This window comes from Mycobacterium sp. TY814, assembly GCF_030755175.1.
Lineage (GTDB): Bacteria > Actinomycetota > Actinomycetes > Mycobacteriales > Mycobacteriaceae > Mycobacterium.
The window spans coordinates 681,187-696,538 of record NZ_JAUFRY010000001.1 but is presented as its reverse complement, the minus strand read 5'-3'; the positions used below and the strand labels follow the sequence as shown (position 1 = coordinate 696,538).

14 protein-coding genes are annotated in these 15,352 nt (G+C 66.4%); 8 read left to right on the top strand and 6 right to left on the bottom strand.

Annotated features, from left to right (window positions below; translation table 11 throughout):
• Nucleotides 1-14: 14 nt before the first annotated feature.
• From dapF to QXH22_RS02780, 3 genes are all read left to right on the top strand, one after another.
• Nucleotides 15-887: a diaminopimelate epimerase gene (gene dapF / locus QXH22_RS02790; protein WP_306274873.1), complete on the top strand. Its 873-nt coding sequence runs from the start codon at nt 15-17 to the stop codon at nt 885-887.
• A gap of 46 nt (nt 888-933) precedes the next feature.
• The gene (hflX, locus tag QXH22_RS02785) at nt 934-2,370 is read left to right on the top strand and encodes a GTPase HflX (protein ID WP_306274872.1); all 1,437 of its coding nucleotides are present in this window, start codon (nt 934-936) and stop codon (nt 2,368-2,370) included.
• Between the two features lie 89 nt (nt 2,371-2,459).
• Nucleotides 2,460-3,620 (top strand): acyl-CoA dehydrogenase family protein, encoded by a 1,161-nt coding sequence (locus tag QXH22_RS02780; protein WP_055578405.1) that lies wholly within the window; start codon nt 2,460-2,462, stop codon nt 3,618-3,620.
• 3 nt (nt 3,621-3,623) lie between these two features.
• On the opposite strand, the gene QXH22_RS02775 is transcribed toward QXH22_RS02780, so the two are convergent.
• Entirely contained in the window at nt 3,624-4,799 is a 1,176-nt protein-coding gene (locus tag QXH22_RS02775) for a TerC/Alx family metal homeostasis membrane protein (protein WP_306274871.1), read from the bottom strand.
• Nucleotides 4,800-5,110: 311 nt separating this feature from the next.
• On the opposite strand from QXH22_RS02775, the gene QXH22_RS02770 reads away from it, so the two are divergent.
• A complete protein-coding gene (locus QXH22_RS02770; protein WP_306274870.1) occupies nt 5,111-7,510 on the top strand; it encodes an LGFP repeat-containing protein in 2,400 nt (799 codons plus the stop codon).
• Nucleotides 7,511-7,538: 28 nt separating this feature from the next.
• On the opposite strand, the gene lexA is transcribed toward QXH22_RS02770, so the two are convergent.
• Complete coding sequence (gene lexA / locus QXH22_RS02765; RefSeq protein ID WP_306274869.1) at nt 7,539-8,261, bottom strand: transcriptional repressor LexA; 723 nt, start codon at nt 8,259-8,261, stop codon at nt 7,539-7,541.
• 293 nt (nt 8,262-8,554) lie between these two features.
• Between lexA and QXH22_RS02760 the strand changes: the two genes are divergently transcribed.
• From QXH22_RS02760 to QXH22_RS02750, 3 genes are all read left to right on the top strand, one after another.
• The gene (locus QXH22_RS02760) at nt 8,555-9,061 is read left to right on the top strand and encodes a LysM peptidoglycan-binding domain-containing protein (RefSeq protein ID WP_306274868.1); all 507 of its coding nucleotides are present in this window, start codon (nt 8,555-8,557) and stop codon (nt 9,059-9,061) included.
• A 153-nt stretch (nt 9,062-9,214) separates the two neighbouring features.
• Nucleotides 9,215-9,676 (top strand): transcriptional regulator NrdR, encoded by a 462-nt coding sequence (gene nrdR, locus QXH22_RS02755; protein ID WP_306274867.1) that lies wholly within the window; start codon nt 9,215-9,217, stop codon nt 9,674-9,676.
• Nucleotides 9,677-9,697: 21 nt separating this feature from the next.
• Nucleotides 9,698-10,183 carry a peroxynitrite isomerase gene (locus QXH22_RS02750; protein ID WP_306274866.1) on the top strand — a complete coding sequence of 162 codons (486 nt, stop codon included), beginning with the start codon at nt 9,698-9,700 and terminating at the stop codon, nt 10,181-10,183.
• Between the two features lie 8 nt (nt 10,184-10,191).
• Here QXH22_RS02750 and QXH22_RS02745 read toward each other — a convergent pair whose 3' ends face one another.
• The 3 genes from QXH22_RS02745 to QXH22_RS02735 are packed head-to-tail and all read right to left on the bottom strand — an operon-like array spanning nt 10,192 to nt 12,944.
• Nucleotides 10,192-10,878, bottom strand: a complete 687-nt coding sequence (locus tag QXH22_RS02745) for a PhzF family phenazine biosynthesis protein (RefSeq protein WP_306274865.1) — start codon at nt 10,876-10,878, stop codon at nt 10,192-10,194.
• Nucleotides 10,879-10,901: 23 nt separating this feature from the next.
• Nucleotides 10,902-11,927, bottom strand: a complete 1,026-nt coding sequence (locus QXH22_RS02740; RefSeq protein WP_306274864.1) for an alpha/beta fold hydrolase — start codon at nt 11,925-11,927, stop codon at nt 10,902-10,904.
• Nucleotides 11,928-11,966: 39 nt separating this feature from the next.
• Nucleotides 11,967-12,944, bottom strand: coding sequence for a proteasome assembly chaperone family protein (locus tag QXH22_RS02735; RefSeq protein WP_306241222.1), 978 nt, complete (start codon nt 12,942-12,944; stop codon nt 11,967-11,969).
• Between the two features lie 180 nt (nt 12,945-13,124).
• On the opposite strand from QXH22_RS02735, the gene QXH22_RS02730 reads away from it, so the two are divergent.
• A complete protein-coding gene (locus QXH22_RS02730) occupies nt 13,125-13,931 on the top strand; it encodes a serine protease (RefSeq protein ID WP_306274863.1) in 807 nt (268 codons plus the stop codon).
• A gap of 7 nt (nt 13,932-13,938) precedes the next feature.
• Here QXH22_RS02730 and sthA read toward each other — a convergent pair whose 3' ends face one another.
• Entirely contained in the window at nt 13,939-15,345 is a 1,407-nt protein-coding gene (sthA, locus tag QXH22_RS02725) for a Si-specific NAD(P)(+) transhydrogenase (protein ID WP_306244279.1), read from the bottom strand.
• Nucleotides 15,346-15,352: the final 7 nt, after the last annotated feature.

Here is a 15,352-nt window from a genome sequence, read left to right as displayed (position 1 = left end):
ATCTAGGAGCGCCCATGATCTTCGCCAAGGGCCACGGCACGCAGAACGACTTCGTGCTGTTGCCCGACGTGGATTGCCGGTTGACCCTGTCCGCCGCGCGCGTTGCCGCCCTGTGTGACCGGCGCCGGGGACTGGGCGCCGACGGCGTCCTGAGGGTCACCACCGCCGGTGCGGCCCTGGGCTCCGGTGTCCTCGACCGTCTGCCGGACGGGGTCGCCGAATCGGATTGGTACATGGACTACCGCAACGCCGACGGGTCGACAGCGCAGATGTGCGGCAACGGCGTGCGCGTGTTCGCGCACTACCTTCGGGCCAGCGGGCTGGAGTCGCGCGACGAGTTCGTCGTCGGCTCGCTCGCCGGGCCGCGGCCGGTCACTCTGCACCACGTCGATGCGACCGACGCCGATGTCGCCGTGGACATGGGCAAGGCCAACAAACTGGGCACCGGCCATGCCGTGGTCGGCGGCCGGCGGTTTACCGGCGTGGCCGTCGACGTCGGCAACCCGCACCTCGCGTGCGCCGATCCGGGGCTCACGGTGGAGGCTCTGGCGGCTCTGGACGTTGCGGCTCCGGTGCACTTCGACGCGGACCAGTTCCCCGAGGGTGTCAACGTCGAAGTGCTCACCCTGCCGGTCGATGGCCAGGTCTGCATGCGGGTGCACGAACGCGGCGTGGGGGAGACCCGCTCCTGCGGCACCGGAACGGTGGCGGCCGCGGTCGCCGCGCTGGCCACCACCGGCGCCGACACCGGCGTCCTGACCGTGCGGGTGCCCGGCGGCGACGTCACTGTCACCGTCACCGAATCGACCAGCTTCCTGCGCGGGCCGTCGGTACTGGTGGCACACGGCGAAGTGAGCGGGGAATGGTGGCGCGCGCAAGAGCGTTAAATCAGGTGCATGACGCCGATTCGGCGTGCAACATTGCTAATTGCCTATGAAAAATTCTGATTCATTTCCCGAGTTTCCCGAGACCATCGGGCCGGAGCCCAGCACTGGCGAACTTGCCCTGGAAGACCGATCTGCATTGCGCCGGGTCGCGGGGCTGTCGACCGAACTCACCGACATCTCCGAGGTCGAGTACCGCCAGCTGCGCCTGGAACGCGTGGTGCTGGTCGGCGTCTGGACCGAGGGCACCTCGGCCGACAACCAGGCCAGCCTCGCCGAGTTGGCGGCGCTGGCCGAAACCGCGGGGTCCCAGGTGCTCGAGGGGCTCATTCAGCGCCGCGATCGCCCCGATCCGTCGACCTACATCGGTTCGGGCAAGGCCCAGGAGCTTCGCGAGGTGGTGCTGGCCACCGGCGCCGACACCGTGATCTGCGACGGCGAACTGTCCCCGGCCCAGCTGACCGCGCTGGAAAAGGCGGTGAAGGTCAAAGTCATCGACCGGACCGCGTTGATCCTGGACATCTTCGCGCAGCACGCCACCAGCCGGGAAGGCAAGGCGCAGGTCTCGCTGGCACAGATGGAGTACATGCTGCCGCGGCTGCGCGGCTGGGGTGAGTCGATGTCCCGGCAGGCCGGCGGTCGAGCCGGTGGTAGCGGCGGCGGTGTGGGCCTTCGTGGCCCGGGTGAAACCAAGATCGAAACCGACCGGCGCCGCATCCGCGAGCGCATGTCCAAACTCAAGCGCGAGATCAGGGCGATGAAGCAGGTCCGCGACACCCAGCGCAGCCGTCGCCTGCACTCCGACATGCCGTCCATCGCCATCGTGGGCTACACCAACGCCGGCAAATCCAGCGTTCTCAATGCGCTCACGGGGGCCGGCGTGCTCGTCCAGGACGCGCTGTTCGCCACCCTGGAACCCACCACCCGGCGCACCGAATTCGACGACGGCCGCCCATTCGTGCTCACCGACACTGTCGGCTTCGTGCGTCATCTGCCGACCCAGCTGGTCGAGGCGTTCCGCTCCACCTTGGAGGAGGTCGTCGACGCGGATCTGCTGGTGCACGTCGTCGACGGGTCGGACGTCAACCCGTTGGCCCAGATCAGTGCCGTGCGGCAGGTGATCTCCGACGTGGTCGCCGATCACGGAGCCGAAGCTCCGCCGGAACTGGTGGTGGTCAACAAAATCGACGCCGCCGGCGATCTGATGCTGGCCAGGCTGCGCCACGAACTTCCCGGCGCGGTCTTCGTCTCCGCTCGCACCGGCGACGGTATCGACGCGCTGCGCCAGCGGATGGCCGAACTCGCCGTGCCCACCGATACGGCCGTGGATGTCGTCATCCCCTACGACCGCGGCGACCTGGTGGCCAGGGTTCACTCCGACGGGCGGGTCCACCAGGCAGACCATCAGGCCGACGGCACCCGCATCCAGGCGCGGGTCCCGGTGGCGCTGGCCGCTGCGCTGCGGCAATTCGGGTCGGAAGCCTAACCAGGCAGACGCGCCCGCTCGACCAACCGCCCGGTTGGTATATGTTGGGCTCAAGAGTCTTCCACCTATGACAGCCGGAGGTCGCACCCATGGGCAGCGCCGTCAAGTATCAGCGCACACTTTTCGAACCGGAGCACGAGCTGTTCCGGGAGTCGTATCGCGCATTCCTCGATCGGCACGTCGCGCCGTATCACGATGAATGGGAGAAGGCCCACATCGTCGACCGCGGAGTGTGGCTGGAAGCCGGCAAACAGGGCTTCCTGGGCATGGCGGTGCCGGAGGAGTACGGCGGCGGGGGAAACCCGGATTTTCGCTACAACACGATCGTCACCGAGGAGACCACCCGCGGTCGCTACAGCGGCATCGGGTTCGGCCTGCACAACGACATCATTGCGCCCTACCTGCTGCACCTGGCCACCGAAGAGCAGAAGCAGCGCTGGCTGCCGAAATTCTGCACCGGAGAACTGATCACCGCGATCGCGATGACCGAGCCGGGCACCGGAAGTGACCTGCAGGGCATCAAGACCCGCGCGGTCAAAGAGGGCGACCACTACGTGCTCAACGGGTCAAAGACGTTCATCACCAACGGAATCAACTCCGACCTGGTGATCGTCGTGGCGCAGACCGACCCGGAGAAGGGCGCGCAGGGCTTCAGCCTGCTGGTCGTCGAGCGCGGCATGGAGGGCTTCGAACGCGGCCGTCACCTCGACAAGATAGGCCTGGACGCCCAGGACACCGCCGAACTGTCTTTCACGGACGTGAAGGTTCCGGCCGAGAACCTGCTCGGCCAGGAGGGCATGGGCTTCATCTACCTGATGCAGAACCTGCCGCAGGAACGGCTGAACATCGCCGTCATGGCGGCAACTGCCATGGAAACGGTGCTCGAGCAGACGCTGCAATACACCAAGGAGCGCAAGGCTTTTGGCAAGCCGATCGGTAGCTTCCAGAACAGCCGGTTCGTGTTGGCCGAGCTGGCGACCGAGGCCACCGTGGTACGCATCATGGTGGACAACTTCATCGCGCTCCACCTGGAGGGGAAGCTGACGGCCGAGCAGGCCGCGATGGCCAAGTGGTACTCCACCGAAAAGCAGGTTCATCTGATCGACCGCTGCCTGCAACTGCATGGTGGGTACGGCTACATGCGCGAATACGATGTTGCCCGTGCCTATCTCGACGCCCGGGTGCAGACCATCTACGGCGGCACGACCGAGATCATGAAAGAGATCATCGGCCGCGGGCTGGGCGTCTAGCGCTTAGTCCGCGTCGCGGTGCGCCTCGTGCACCCGCCGCAGTAGCTCCGCCAGCTCGTCGTCCGGTCTGAGCTTGGCGTTGTATTTGCTTGCCAGCACGTCTATTTCGCGTTCCGCCTGCAGCAGCGCGGCGTACGCCTCGTCGCGTTGCGCCGGATCCTGCATCGAGGCCAGGTACTCCTTCGCATGCCGGCGTGCCCGGCTGACGGCGTTCTGTCTGCGGCCGCGCGCTGAATACAACGACACCAGCGTCGTTATCAGCAGCACCGCGACGATCACCAGCAGCGACACCGTGATGCTCAATTCGACGACCGGAACCGGCCTGCCGTGGTTGATGAAGGGAAGGTTGTTGTCGTGCAGCGCTTCCAGAATCAGCTTCACACCGATGAAGCCCAGTACCACGGCCAGTCCGTAGGTCAGGTAGACCAGCCGGTCCAGCAGATTGTCGATCAGAAAGTACAGTTGGCGAAGGCCGAGTAGTGAGAACGCGGTCGCGGCGAACACCAGGTAAATGTTCTGCGTCAGACCGAACATCGCGGGCACCGAATCGAACGCGAACAACAGGTCGGTACCGCCGACGGCGATCATGACCAGCAGCAGCGGCGTCATCACCCGCCGACCGTCCTGCACCACGAACAGCCCGTCTCCGTCGTACTCGGTGGATGTCCGCAGGAAGCGGTTGGCCAATCGGATGACCAGGTTGTCGGCGTTACTGTCTTCTGTCTCTGCCGGTTTGGCGAGTTTGCCGGCCATCACCAGCAGGCCCAGGCCGAATACGTAGAAGACCGCGTTGAAGCTGTTGAGGAGTGCGCCGCCCAGAATGATGAAGACGGTGCGCGCGATCAGCGCGAAAGCGATACCGAACAACAGCACCTTCTGCTGCGCCACCCTGGGCACCGCGAAGCTGCTGATGATCACCAGGAAGACGAAAAGGTTGTCCACGGAAAGGGCTTCGTTGCTCAGGTAGCCGGCGAAATACTCGACCGCCATGTGGGGGCTGCCCAGGACGGCGACGCCCACACCGAAGATCACCGCTATGCCGATATAGGTCGCCGACCAGATCGCGGCCTCACGTAGCGTCGGCACGTGCGTCTTGCGTACCTGAAAGACATAGTCGAACAGCATCAACCCGGCGATGAGGACGATGGTGACGGCCCAGCCAAGTCCGGAAACGCCCATGCGCGCTGGATTTCCTCTCACGGGATCGGCCGGCATGCCAGGCGGGATGTTGTCTCCGGCACGGTAACCCAATGGGTGACAGGGGCGCAGCGCGGTTTCACCGGTTTCTCGCGACACGAGCGCGGGCCGGCATCATTTCGACATCGGCTCGGTATCCGTTTCCGTAATATGTACGATTTGACTTCGCATATCTCGTTCGCTAGAGCAAAGTTATGCGAGCCCGGTGGCGATGTGAATCGTGGCCGGGAAACGGCCCACGGCGGTGAATCCGCCTGCTTGCCAGGTGGGCAGGGCGTCGGCTTGGAGGCTTGGTGAACGGGCAGAGGGGTCAATTGAACAAGTTGGTTGGGCGTGCGCTGGTCGGCCTGACGGCCGCCGCGTTGGCGACCGGTTTGGCCCTGGGGTTGCTGGCGCCTGCCGCGTCCGCGTCGCCGATCGGCGACGCCGAGGCGGCCATGATGGCCGCATGGGATAAGGCGGGCGGTGCCTCGTCCACGCTCGGCGCCAGAAAAGGCGACGTCTACCCCCTCGGGGACGGATTCGCTCTGGACTTCGACGGCGGCAAGATGTACTTCACTCCCGCCACCGGTGCCAAGTACATGTTCGGCCCCATCCTGGACAAATACGAGTCACTGGGCGGTCCGGCCAACAGCGATCTCGGATTTCCGACCATCAACGAGGTGCCCGGACTCGCCGGGCCCGACAGCCGGGTGAGCACATTCGCGGCCAGCGACAACCCGGTGATCTTCTGGACACCCGATCACGGCGCATTCGTGGTCCGCGGCGCACTCAACGCCGCCTGGGACAAACTCGGCAGCTCGGGCGGGGTGCTGGGGGCGCCGGTCGGCGACGAAACCTACGACAGTGAAGTGGCGTCGCAGAAGTTCACCGGCGGAGAGGTGTCCTGGAACAGGAAGACCAAGGAATTCAGCACCAACCCGCCGGCCCTGGCCGATCAGCTCAAGGGCCTGCAGATAGCGATCGACCCCACCGCTGCCATCAACATGGCATGGCGTGCGGCCGGCGGCGCGAACGGTCCGCTGGGCGCCAAGAAGGGCGGCCCGAATCCGATCGGTGGCGACGGCATCGTCCAGGAGTTCAACGGCGGCAAGATCTTCTTCAGCCCGGCCACCGGCGCCAACGCCGTCGAAGGGCCGATCCTGCAGAAGTACGAGTCGTTGGGCGGACCGGTCAGCAGTGACCTGGGCTTCCCGATCTCGAATGAGGCGGACGGCGGCATCACCCCGGCCAGCCGGATCGCCACGTTCTCCGCCGCCGACAAGCCGGTGATCTTCTGGACTCCTGATCACGGCGCGTTCGTCGTGCGCGGCGCCATGAAGGCGGCATGGGACAAGCTGAAGGGGGCCACCGGCAAACTGGGCGCCCCCGTCGGCGACCAGAGCGTCGACGGAGACGTGGTCTCGCAGAAGTTCACCGGCGGCAAGGTGTCGTGGAACCGTGCGAAGAACACCTTCACCACCGATCCAGCGAACTTGGCGCCGCTGCTGTCCGGCCTGCAGGTGTCGGGGCAGAACCAGCCCAGCACCACCGCGTCGCCACCGCCCGGCAAGAAGTTCACCTTCCACTGGTGGTGGTTGGCGGTGGCGGTGCCGGTGTTGCTGCTTGTTCTGATGACTGTGCTGGTGGTGTTCGGCCTGCGCCGCCGTCGCGCCGGCCGGGCAGTGCCCGCGTACGACCACGGTCACGATGTGGCCGACGAGTTCGACAGGGGCGCCGACGGGCGCTGGTCGCACGACGACATCGATTACGGCTCCGAGCGCTTCCCGCCAGTCGAGCACCACCCTGAAGAGCACGAGATGCCGGAGTACGGTGCAGCGCCGCGGGTGAGCTGGTCCAGAGGGGGCGGGACCGTGGCCGCGCCCGACGAGCGCGGTCTGGGCCGTGAGGAATACCACGACGAGCACGACCGCAGCGCCGAATACGCCGACGACTATGCGCATGGCGCCGACGACTATGCGCATGGCGCCGACGACTACGCGCATGGCGCCGACGACTACGCGCACGGCGCCGACGATTACGCCGCCGGATCCGAGGAATACGTGGCTGCGGCCGAGCAGGACACGGACTTCGAGGAGCACGACGAGTCCGGCGGGTTCGAAGGCGATGAAGACCCCGACGCGGTGGACACCACCCCGACACCTATCGTCACACGCGGCGCATTCGGCCAGCTCGTGGAGGCCGAGCCCCACGTTGCGGAAACGGTCTCGCCGGAAGCGTTCGCGGAGGAGTCCTCGATACCGCACAGCGAAGGTGCTGCGGCGCCGGACGTTCCCGAGGCCCATCCGGAGCACGAATTTCCGGACATCTTCTATCCGCGTGGAGGTCCCGCGGAAGAGGAGGTGCCCGACGTGGCGCCGGAGGACGCGAACGTGGCGCCTGAGCCGAGGAAGGGGCGGCATGCCGCCGCCGATGACCCTGGTTATGCGCCGGCAGCGACCGAGGCGGCTTACGCCGCGGCGCCGCAGGCCGAGGCGGCCCGAGGCGCGGAGGGTGCTGCAGTGCGGCCAACCATCCACCTGCCTCTCGAGGATGACCCGTACCGGGCCCCGGATGGCTACCCGATCAAGGCCAGCGCCCGATTCGGTCTGTACTACACGCCCAACAGCGCGTTGTACCACGACACTCTGGCTGAGATTTGGTTCGCCAACGAGGCAGTGGCGCAGGCCAACGGCTTCGTAAGAGCCGACTGAGCCGTAGGCCTGCTGGAGCGGTTCGGCCTTACACCTTGCGGATGACCGTGACGACCTTCCCGAGCACGGTCGCGTCATTCCCGGGGATCGGGTCGAACGCCGGATTGTGGGGCATCAGCCACACTTGGCCACCTGCTCGCTTGAAGGTCTTGACGGTGGCCTCGCCGTCGATCATGGCGGCCACGATGTCGCCATTGTCCGCGACGTTCTGCTGACGTACCACCACCCAGTCGCCGTCGCAGATGGCGGCCTCCACCATCGAGTCGCCGACGACCTTGAGAAGGAACAACGTCCCCTCGCCGACCAGCTCACGGGGTAGCGGAAAGACGTCCTCGACGGCTTCCTCGGCGAGGATGGGCCCACCGGCGGCGATGCGGCCCAGTACGGGCACGAAAGTGGGTTCCGGGAGGGCATCCGAGCCGGCCACATCGGTGGTGGGCGGAGTCACGGCGTCGTCAGCCGCCCGCACATCCACGGCCCGCGGTCGATTCGCGTCCCGGCGCAGGTAGCCCTTGCGCTCCAGCGTGCGCAATTGATGAGCCACCGAGGATGTCGACGTCAGGCCCACCGCGTCGCCGATCTCGCGAATACTCGGCGGATACCCGCGGGTGGTGACCGAGGCCCGGATGACTTCGAGGATGGTGCGCTGCCGCTCGGTCAGCGCGGAGTCGACGGAGTGCAGCCGTCCGTCTGCGGTGGTTCCGCGGGAACCGGCTCGATCAGCTACTGGGGGGTCGTTGCTGTCGCTCATGCCACTGAATGTAACCGCCTCCGACCGAAGAATCAAACATGTGTTCGACGGGCGTGTCAGGCCGGCGTCGGCAGCGCCTCTATCGGCCCGGATCTGCGGAATCACAAGTGTGTAACTTTCCGGTGGATCGGGTATCCGAAATTCACCCAGCTGGTTGCACCGACAAAACCCTGTCGGTGGTGAGGTCTACCGTTTTGCTCGTACGACACGCGTCGCTCAGGTGTTCGATATCGAACACCTGAGCGACTAAGGTCGAACACACGAGCGATTTTTCGTCGACCGGAGGCAACGACATGACAATCAGCTACGCGGGCCCGCAGCGCACCTGGAACGGGCAAAGGCTGGTGACCAGGCCTGCCAACAGGCCGTTCGACGAGTCGCCTTACTACCGGGCGGGGCAGATCCGTTCGACCAGGCCGGGCCCCACCCGTCCAGGCGGCACGCCCATGCGGTACCACGGAACCGGTGTCGCGGTGTCGACGGCATCGCACCGCCGCCGTCCGGTCTCAGTGTTGACGACGGTGGGATTGGCCCTGCTCGCCGGCATCATCACGCTCTGGCTCGGTTTGATGGCCAACTTCGGCAGCGTGCTGAACGACGAGCCCGCCGAGGCGGCGGCGCAGGTGCCCGCCGCGCTCGCGGTGGTCCGCGTGGAACCCGGAGAGTCGTTGCAGCAGCTGGCCTCCCGGGTGGCACCCGGCGCACCGGTCCGCGACGTTGTGGAGCGCATCCGCAACCTCAACGCCCTGGACTCCAATTCGGTGGCGGCCGGCCAGACGTTGATCGCTCCGATCGGGTGAAGCCCGGCCGAATAGCGCTCTGCACCAACGTTGCTCGGCCCGTTCCGGTCAGTGTGTGAACGGGCGTGCCAGCAGTGGCCCCGCCGGGGGTGCGCAGGTACTCTCGGGGTGGTTCTGCGGTACCCCGAAGTCAGGCGCAGCGAAGGAGCGGTTATGCACTGCCCGTTCTGCCGCCATCCCGATTCGCGGGTAATCGACTCGCGAGAGACCGATGAAGGTCAGGCGATCCGCCGACGCCGGTCATGTCCCGAGTGCGGACGCAGATTCACCACCGTGGAGACCGCGGTGCTCGCCGTAGTCAAGCGCAGTGGCGTGACTGAGCCGTTCAGCCGCGAAAAGGTGATCAGTGGTGTGCGCCGAGCCTGCCAGGGCCGTCAGGTCGACGACGATGCGCTGAACCTGCTGGCCCAGCAGGTAGAGGATTCGGTGCGGGCCGCGGGGCCGGAAGTGCCTAGTCACGAGGTGGGTCTTGCCATCCTGGGGCCGTTGCGGGATCTCGACGAAGTCGCGTACCTGCGCTTCGCCTCGGTGTACCGGTCTTTTTCGTCGGCCGACGACTTCGAGCGGGAGATCGAGGCACTGCGTGCCCACCGCAACGTGTCGACTACGGGCTGAGCACAGCCATAGGCTCTTAACATGCCCGTCGATCTGCATCCCGATCTCGCAGCGCTAGCGCCCTTGCTGGGCACCTGGGTGGGGCGGGGCGCAGGCGAGTATCCGACGATCGAGCCCTTCGAGTACCTCGAAGAAGCGGTCTTCACCCACGTCGGTAAGCCTTTTCTGGTCTACGGGCATAAGACCAAGGCCGTCGCAGACGGCAGACCCCTACACGCCGAGACCGGTTACCTGCGGGTACCGCAGCCCGGAAGGGTTGAGCTGGTGCTCGCCCACCCCAGTGGCATCACCGAGATCGAGGTCGGTACCTACGAGGTCACCGGCCCCGTGATCGAGATCGAGCTGGCGACCGTCGACATCGGGCTCACGCCTACCGCCAAAGAGGTGACCGCCCTGAGCCGTTCGTTCCGGATCGACGGCGATGAACTGTCCTACTCGCTGCGGATGGGTGCGGTCGGGCAGCCAGAGCAGCATCACCTGTCCGCCGTGCTGCGCCGGCAGCACTGAGCCGGGGGTCAATCCAGCCGGCGCACACCGTCCTCGGTGACGCGGCCGGCAACCTGCACCCAGCCTTCCGGGCTCCACGTGGTCGTGATGAGCGAGCCGCGGCCCTGCGTGATCACGAGATCACGGCTCAGGTACTCAGTGACGCGGACCGCCGCCGAGCCGGTCGCCTCGTCTTCAGGCACTCCCAGATTCGGTGCGAACATCCGGCTGCGCACCGAGCCGCTTTCCTGATCCGTCCACGCCCACAGATAGTGCGCGATGTCGTCCGGGAAATCGTCGGGATCGGCCTGCAACACCGCGTCCGGGGAAGGCAGGTCGTGGATGGCGAACTCCGGCGCCCATTCCGCAGGGGCGCTGATCGCGGTGAAATCGCCGGAGTAACTCACCCGTACCAGGCCGGCGGGCACCTGCAGCGTGTTGATCGGAGTTCCCCGGTGGCGTAGCCACCATGCCGCGCCCACGCTCGGGTGGCCGGCGAACGGCAGTTCGGTGCGGGGGGTGTAGATGGTGGCGCGCGCGGTGGTCACGCCCGCCGCGGGCATTTCGACGAAAATTGTTTCGCTGTAACCCAATTCGTGTGCCACGCGCTGGCGGTCGGCCAAGTCGACCAGGCTGGCGTCGACCACGCCCAGCGGATTGCCGAAGTTTCCGTCCGTGTCGGTGAACACCCGCAGAACGGTGACGTCGATGCTCATGCACCGACCCTACGGGGGATCGGTCAGGTGGCGCTGCGCTCGTCGGCTCCCATGGCGTTGAGAACGGCGACCCGGGTGTCTGTCGGCCCGGACACGGTGCGTTCGCCACCACCACTGCGCAGCAGTTGCCGCAGCGCTGCCTGGTCGTATTCGGGCGGTTCGGTGGTGTCGATGAACCGCTGGACGACGTCGAGGAAGCGGGCCGGGTCGTCGTGGAAGGGAAAGTGGGCGGAATCCTCGAAGATCTCGAGCCGGGAGCCCGGCATCGCGGCGTGCGCCATGTGGGCGTGCCGCACCGGGATCACCGAGTCCTTCTCACCCCAGATGATCTGAACCGGAATAGCTTCGGTCAAATAACATCGGTCGAGCATCGTGACGATCTGGCCGCGCCAATCCACCACGGCCCGCAGCGTGCGGGTGAAGGCCGAGGACGCTGTCGGCTCCGGCAGGTCATTGAGAATGCGGAGCATGTTGGGGAGATCCCGGCCGATGGCCGTCGAGCCGAGCGCCAGCCCCGCCACCTGGCCCAGGATCTGGACCGCCGGGAGCACCATGGGCAGCCGGAGCAGCGCGAGCGCCTCGGCGCCCATCGGCAACGACGCGAACCGCAAGGCGATGTTGACGTCCTTGGTGACGCCGCCGGCCCCGACCAGGATCAGCCGGTCCACCAAATGCGGGAACTGGTAAGCGAATTGCATCGCGACCCCGCCTCCAAGGGAATGGCCGACGATGGTCACCCGTTCGATGTCCAGCACGCTGAGCAGGTCCCGCATGCCGTTGGCGTAGGCCGCGGCCGAGTAGTCGGCGCGCGGCTTGTCGGACTTGCCGTGGCCGAGCAGGTCCGGAGCGATGACGGTAAATCGCTGGGCGAGCTTGGCGTGGACGCCGGTCCACGTGGTCGAGTTGTCACCGATACCGTGAATGAGCAGGATCGCCGGTCCGGAGCCGGCGATCCGGAAGGCCCTCTTGTAGCCGTGAATGGTGCGGAACTGCAGCGACGGGGATGTCACTTCTCGCACCGGGCGGAGATTGCGCGTCCGCTCGGTCATGTCGGCAACCTCGTTGTCGGGCCGGGTAGGCGTGTCGGGTTAATTCGAGTCGTCGTCGTCGAATTTCTTCTCAGCCTGCTGAGCCAGGAACCGCTCGAACTCGGCGCCAAGCTCATCGCCGCTAGGAAGATCCTCGTCGTTCGTCAGTAAGGATCTGTTTTCCTGAGCGTCAATGAAGGCATCGTACTGGCGCTCGAGTGCGGCCACCACTTGAGCGACTTCGGCGCTCCCTTGTACCTGCTCATCGATCTTGGCCCGAATGTCGGTGGCCGCCTCGGTGAGTGCGGTCAGCGGCAACTCCAGCGCTCCGGTTTTGGCCACCTGCTCGAGTAATGCCTGGGCGGCGGCGGGGTAGTCGGTCTGCGTCAGGTAGTGGGGGACGTGCACCGTGAAGCCGACGACTTCGTGGCCGTGTTGTGCCATCCGGTACTCCAGCAGGTTGGAAGCGCTACCGGGAACCTGGATTTCGGAGATCCAAGGCTGGAAGTCCGCGATCAGTGCCGGGTTGTTGGAGTGTGCGGTCATCGTGACGGGGCGGGTGTGCGGGACCGCCATCGGCACCGTGCCGAGTCCGATGGTCTGACGCACGCCCAGTCGTTCGGCGAGCAGTCGCACCGCGGTGATGAACCGTTCCCATTTCAGGTCCGGCTCCATGCCGGCCAGCAGCAGAAACGGCGTGCCGACGGTGTCGCGCAGGGCGTACAGGCTCAGCTCGGGGTCGTCGTAGTGGGTGAAGTGATCGGTCTTGAACGTCATCAAGGGCCGCCGCGAGCGGTAGTCCAGCAGCTCGTCGATGGCGAACGACGCGACCAGTTCGGTGTCCAGCGCCGCCCTCAGGTGACGCGAAGCCAGCCGGATCGCGTGGCCGGCATCGGAGAAGCCTTCCAAGGCGTGGATCAACACCGGACCGCGGCCGTCGGACGTGGACAACACAGGCGCCGGGAACTCCAGCTCGTACATGCCGGGTTGTCCTGGCTGGTACTCCTGCGCCTCTTCGGGGTCGTAGTGGTCGGACATCGGTGCTGCCTCCTCTCGGGGTCTCGCAAGGTCACTCCAGGGTGCCCTGTCCAGTGTCGCTCAATCGAGGCGGGCTACATCGCCGAACACCCAAGCTGTGTGTGCCGCCCCCTTCAGCAACGCATCGCAGCCGGTTTCTATTCGCTTGCCGGGGCGTGCCATCAGGCATGATGGAGCTCAATGCGCGCCGTGACGGGGATCCTGTGCCTGCCGGTCAGCCTGACGGTGTTATTCACGTCATGCGCCCGGCCGGCCCATCATGCGTCGGTGAGCAGTGCGCCGGTGCCAAAGCCGGGCAGCTCGGTGCAGCGGCTCGGCGAACCCGGGAGCGCGGCACCGGACCCGCGGGTGGGCGCGATATTTCGGGGTGTCTCTCAAGAGGGCGGCAATCTGCACGTCTGCACCGGGTCAGTGGTCCATTCGACGGGCGGCGACCTGGTGCTCACCGCTGCGCACTGTCTGCTCGGTGAGATCGACGCCACCTTCGTGCCCGGTTTCGCCGGAGAAGCGACGACCACCGACACCTTCACCGTTGACGAGGTCTACTTCGACGCCCGCTGGATCGCCAGCCGGGATCCGCGCGCGGACTACGCGATCGCCAAGGTCAGCGGCACCGGATCGGTGGAGCGGCGGGCCGGCGCGGCGCTATCGCTGGGCACCGCGCCGCCGCCCGGCAGCCGGGTCGGCGTCACGGGTTATCCCGTCGGCGTCGGCGGGCGGCCCGTCGCCTGTGAAGGCACCACCGGGCTCACCGACGACGGGTTTCCGTCGCTTCCGTGCAAGGGGCTGGTCGATGGAACCAGCGGCGCGCCCTGGGTGAGCGGCGCGACGGTCGTCGGCGTGGTCGGCGGCTTTGAAGGCGGGGGGTGTACCGAGAACATCTCGTACTCAGCGCCTTTCGACGAACGCACCGCCCAACTCCTGGCCCGCGCCGAAGCCGGTGGTCCCGGTGACAGTCCGCCGGCCGACTACAGCGACACCTGCTGACGCATCGCTAGCGCCGGAACTGGTGCAGCGCGCGCATCTTGTTCGTGACGTCCAGCGCGGCGACCTTGTATGCCTCGGAGAACGTCGGATAGTTGAACACCGCATCCACCAGGTAGTCGACGGTGCCTCCGCATCCCATGACGGCCTGTCCGATGTGCACCATCTCGGTGGCGCTGGTGCCGAATATGTGTGCGCCCAGCAGGGTGCGGTCGGTGGTGGACACCAGCAGCTTGAGCATGCCGTAGGAGTCGCCGGCGATCTGGCCGCGCGCCAGTTCCCGGTACCGGCACACACCCACCTCGTACGGGATCGAGTCCTTGGTGAGCTCCACCTCGGTCTTCCCGACGTAGGACACCTCGGGGATGGAGTAGATCCCGATCGGCTGCAGTGCGGTAATGCCGTCCGTCGGCTCTCCGAACGCGTGGTAGGCGGCCAACCGGCCTTGATCCATCGAGGTCGCGGCCAGCGCCGGGAACCCGATGACGTCGCCGACGGCGTAGATGTGCTCGACCTTGGTCTGGAACTGGTCGTCGACGAAAATCCTTCCGCGGTGGTCGGTTTCGAGGCCGGCGTTCTCCAGGCCCAGGTGCTCGGTCTGGCCTTCCCGGCCTGCGGAGTACATCACCGTCTCAGCGGGGATCTGCTTGCCGCTACCCAGGGTGGTGACGGTGCCCGACGCGCCGACGTCTACCGCGGTGACCTCCTCGCCGAACCGGAAGGTGACCGCCAGGTCGCGCAGGTGGAACTTCAGCGCCTCGACGATCTCCGGGTCGCAGAAGTCGAGCATGGTGTCCCGCTTCTCCACGACAGTGACCTTGGTGCCCAACGCGGCGAACATCGAGGCGTACTCGATGCCGATCACACCCGCGCCGACGACGACCATCGACGCCGGCAGCGACTTCAGGTCAAGGATCCCGTCGGAGTCCAGCACCCGCTTCTCGTCGAACTCCACCCCGGACGGCCGCACCGGCTTGGTGCCGGTGGCGATGACGATGTAGTCGCCGCTGACCGTCACCCGCTCGCCCTGGGCGTCCTCCTCGACCAGGACGGTGTGCGGGTCAACGAAGCGGCCGTGCCCCAGCACCAGGTCGATCCGGTTGCGCATCAGCTGCGAGCGCACCACGTCCACCTGCTTGCCGATCACGTGCTGGGTGCGCGCCAGCAGGTCGGCGGGGGTGATCTTGTCCTTGACCCGGTAGCTCGCGCCGTAGAGTTCGCGCTGGCTCATCCCGGTCAGGTAGACGACCGCCTCGCGCAGAGTCTTCGACGGAATGGTGCCGGTGTTGACGCAGACGCCGCCGACCATTCGGCCGCGCTCGACGATAGCGACTGACTTGCCCAGCTTGGCCGCCGCGATGGCGGCCTTCTGGCCACCGGGCCCGGATCCGATAACGACCAGGTCGTACTCGCGCATCGAAGTC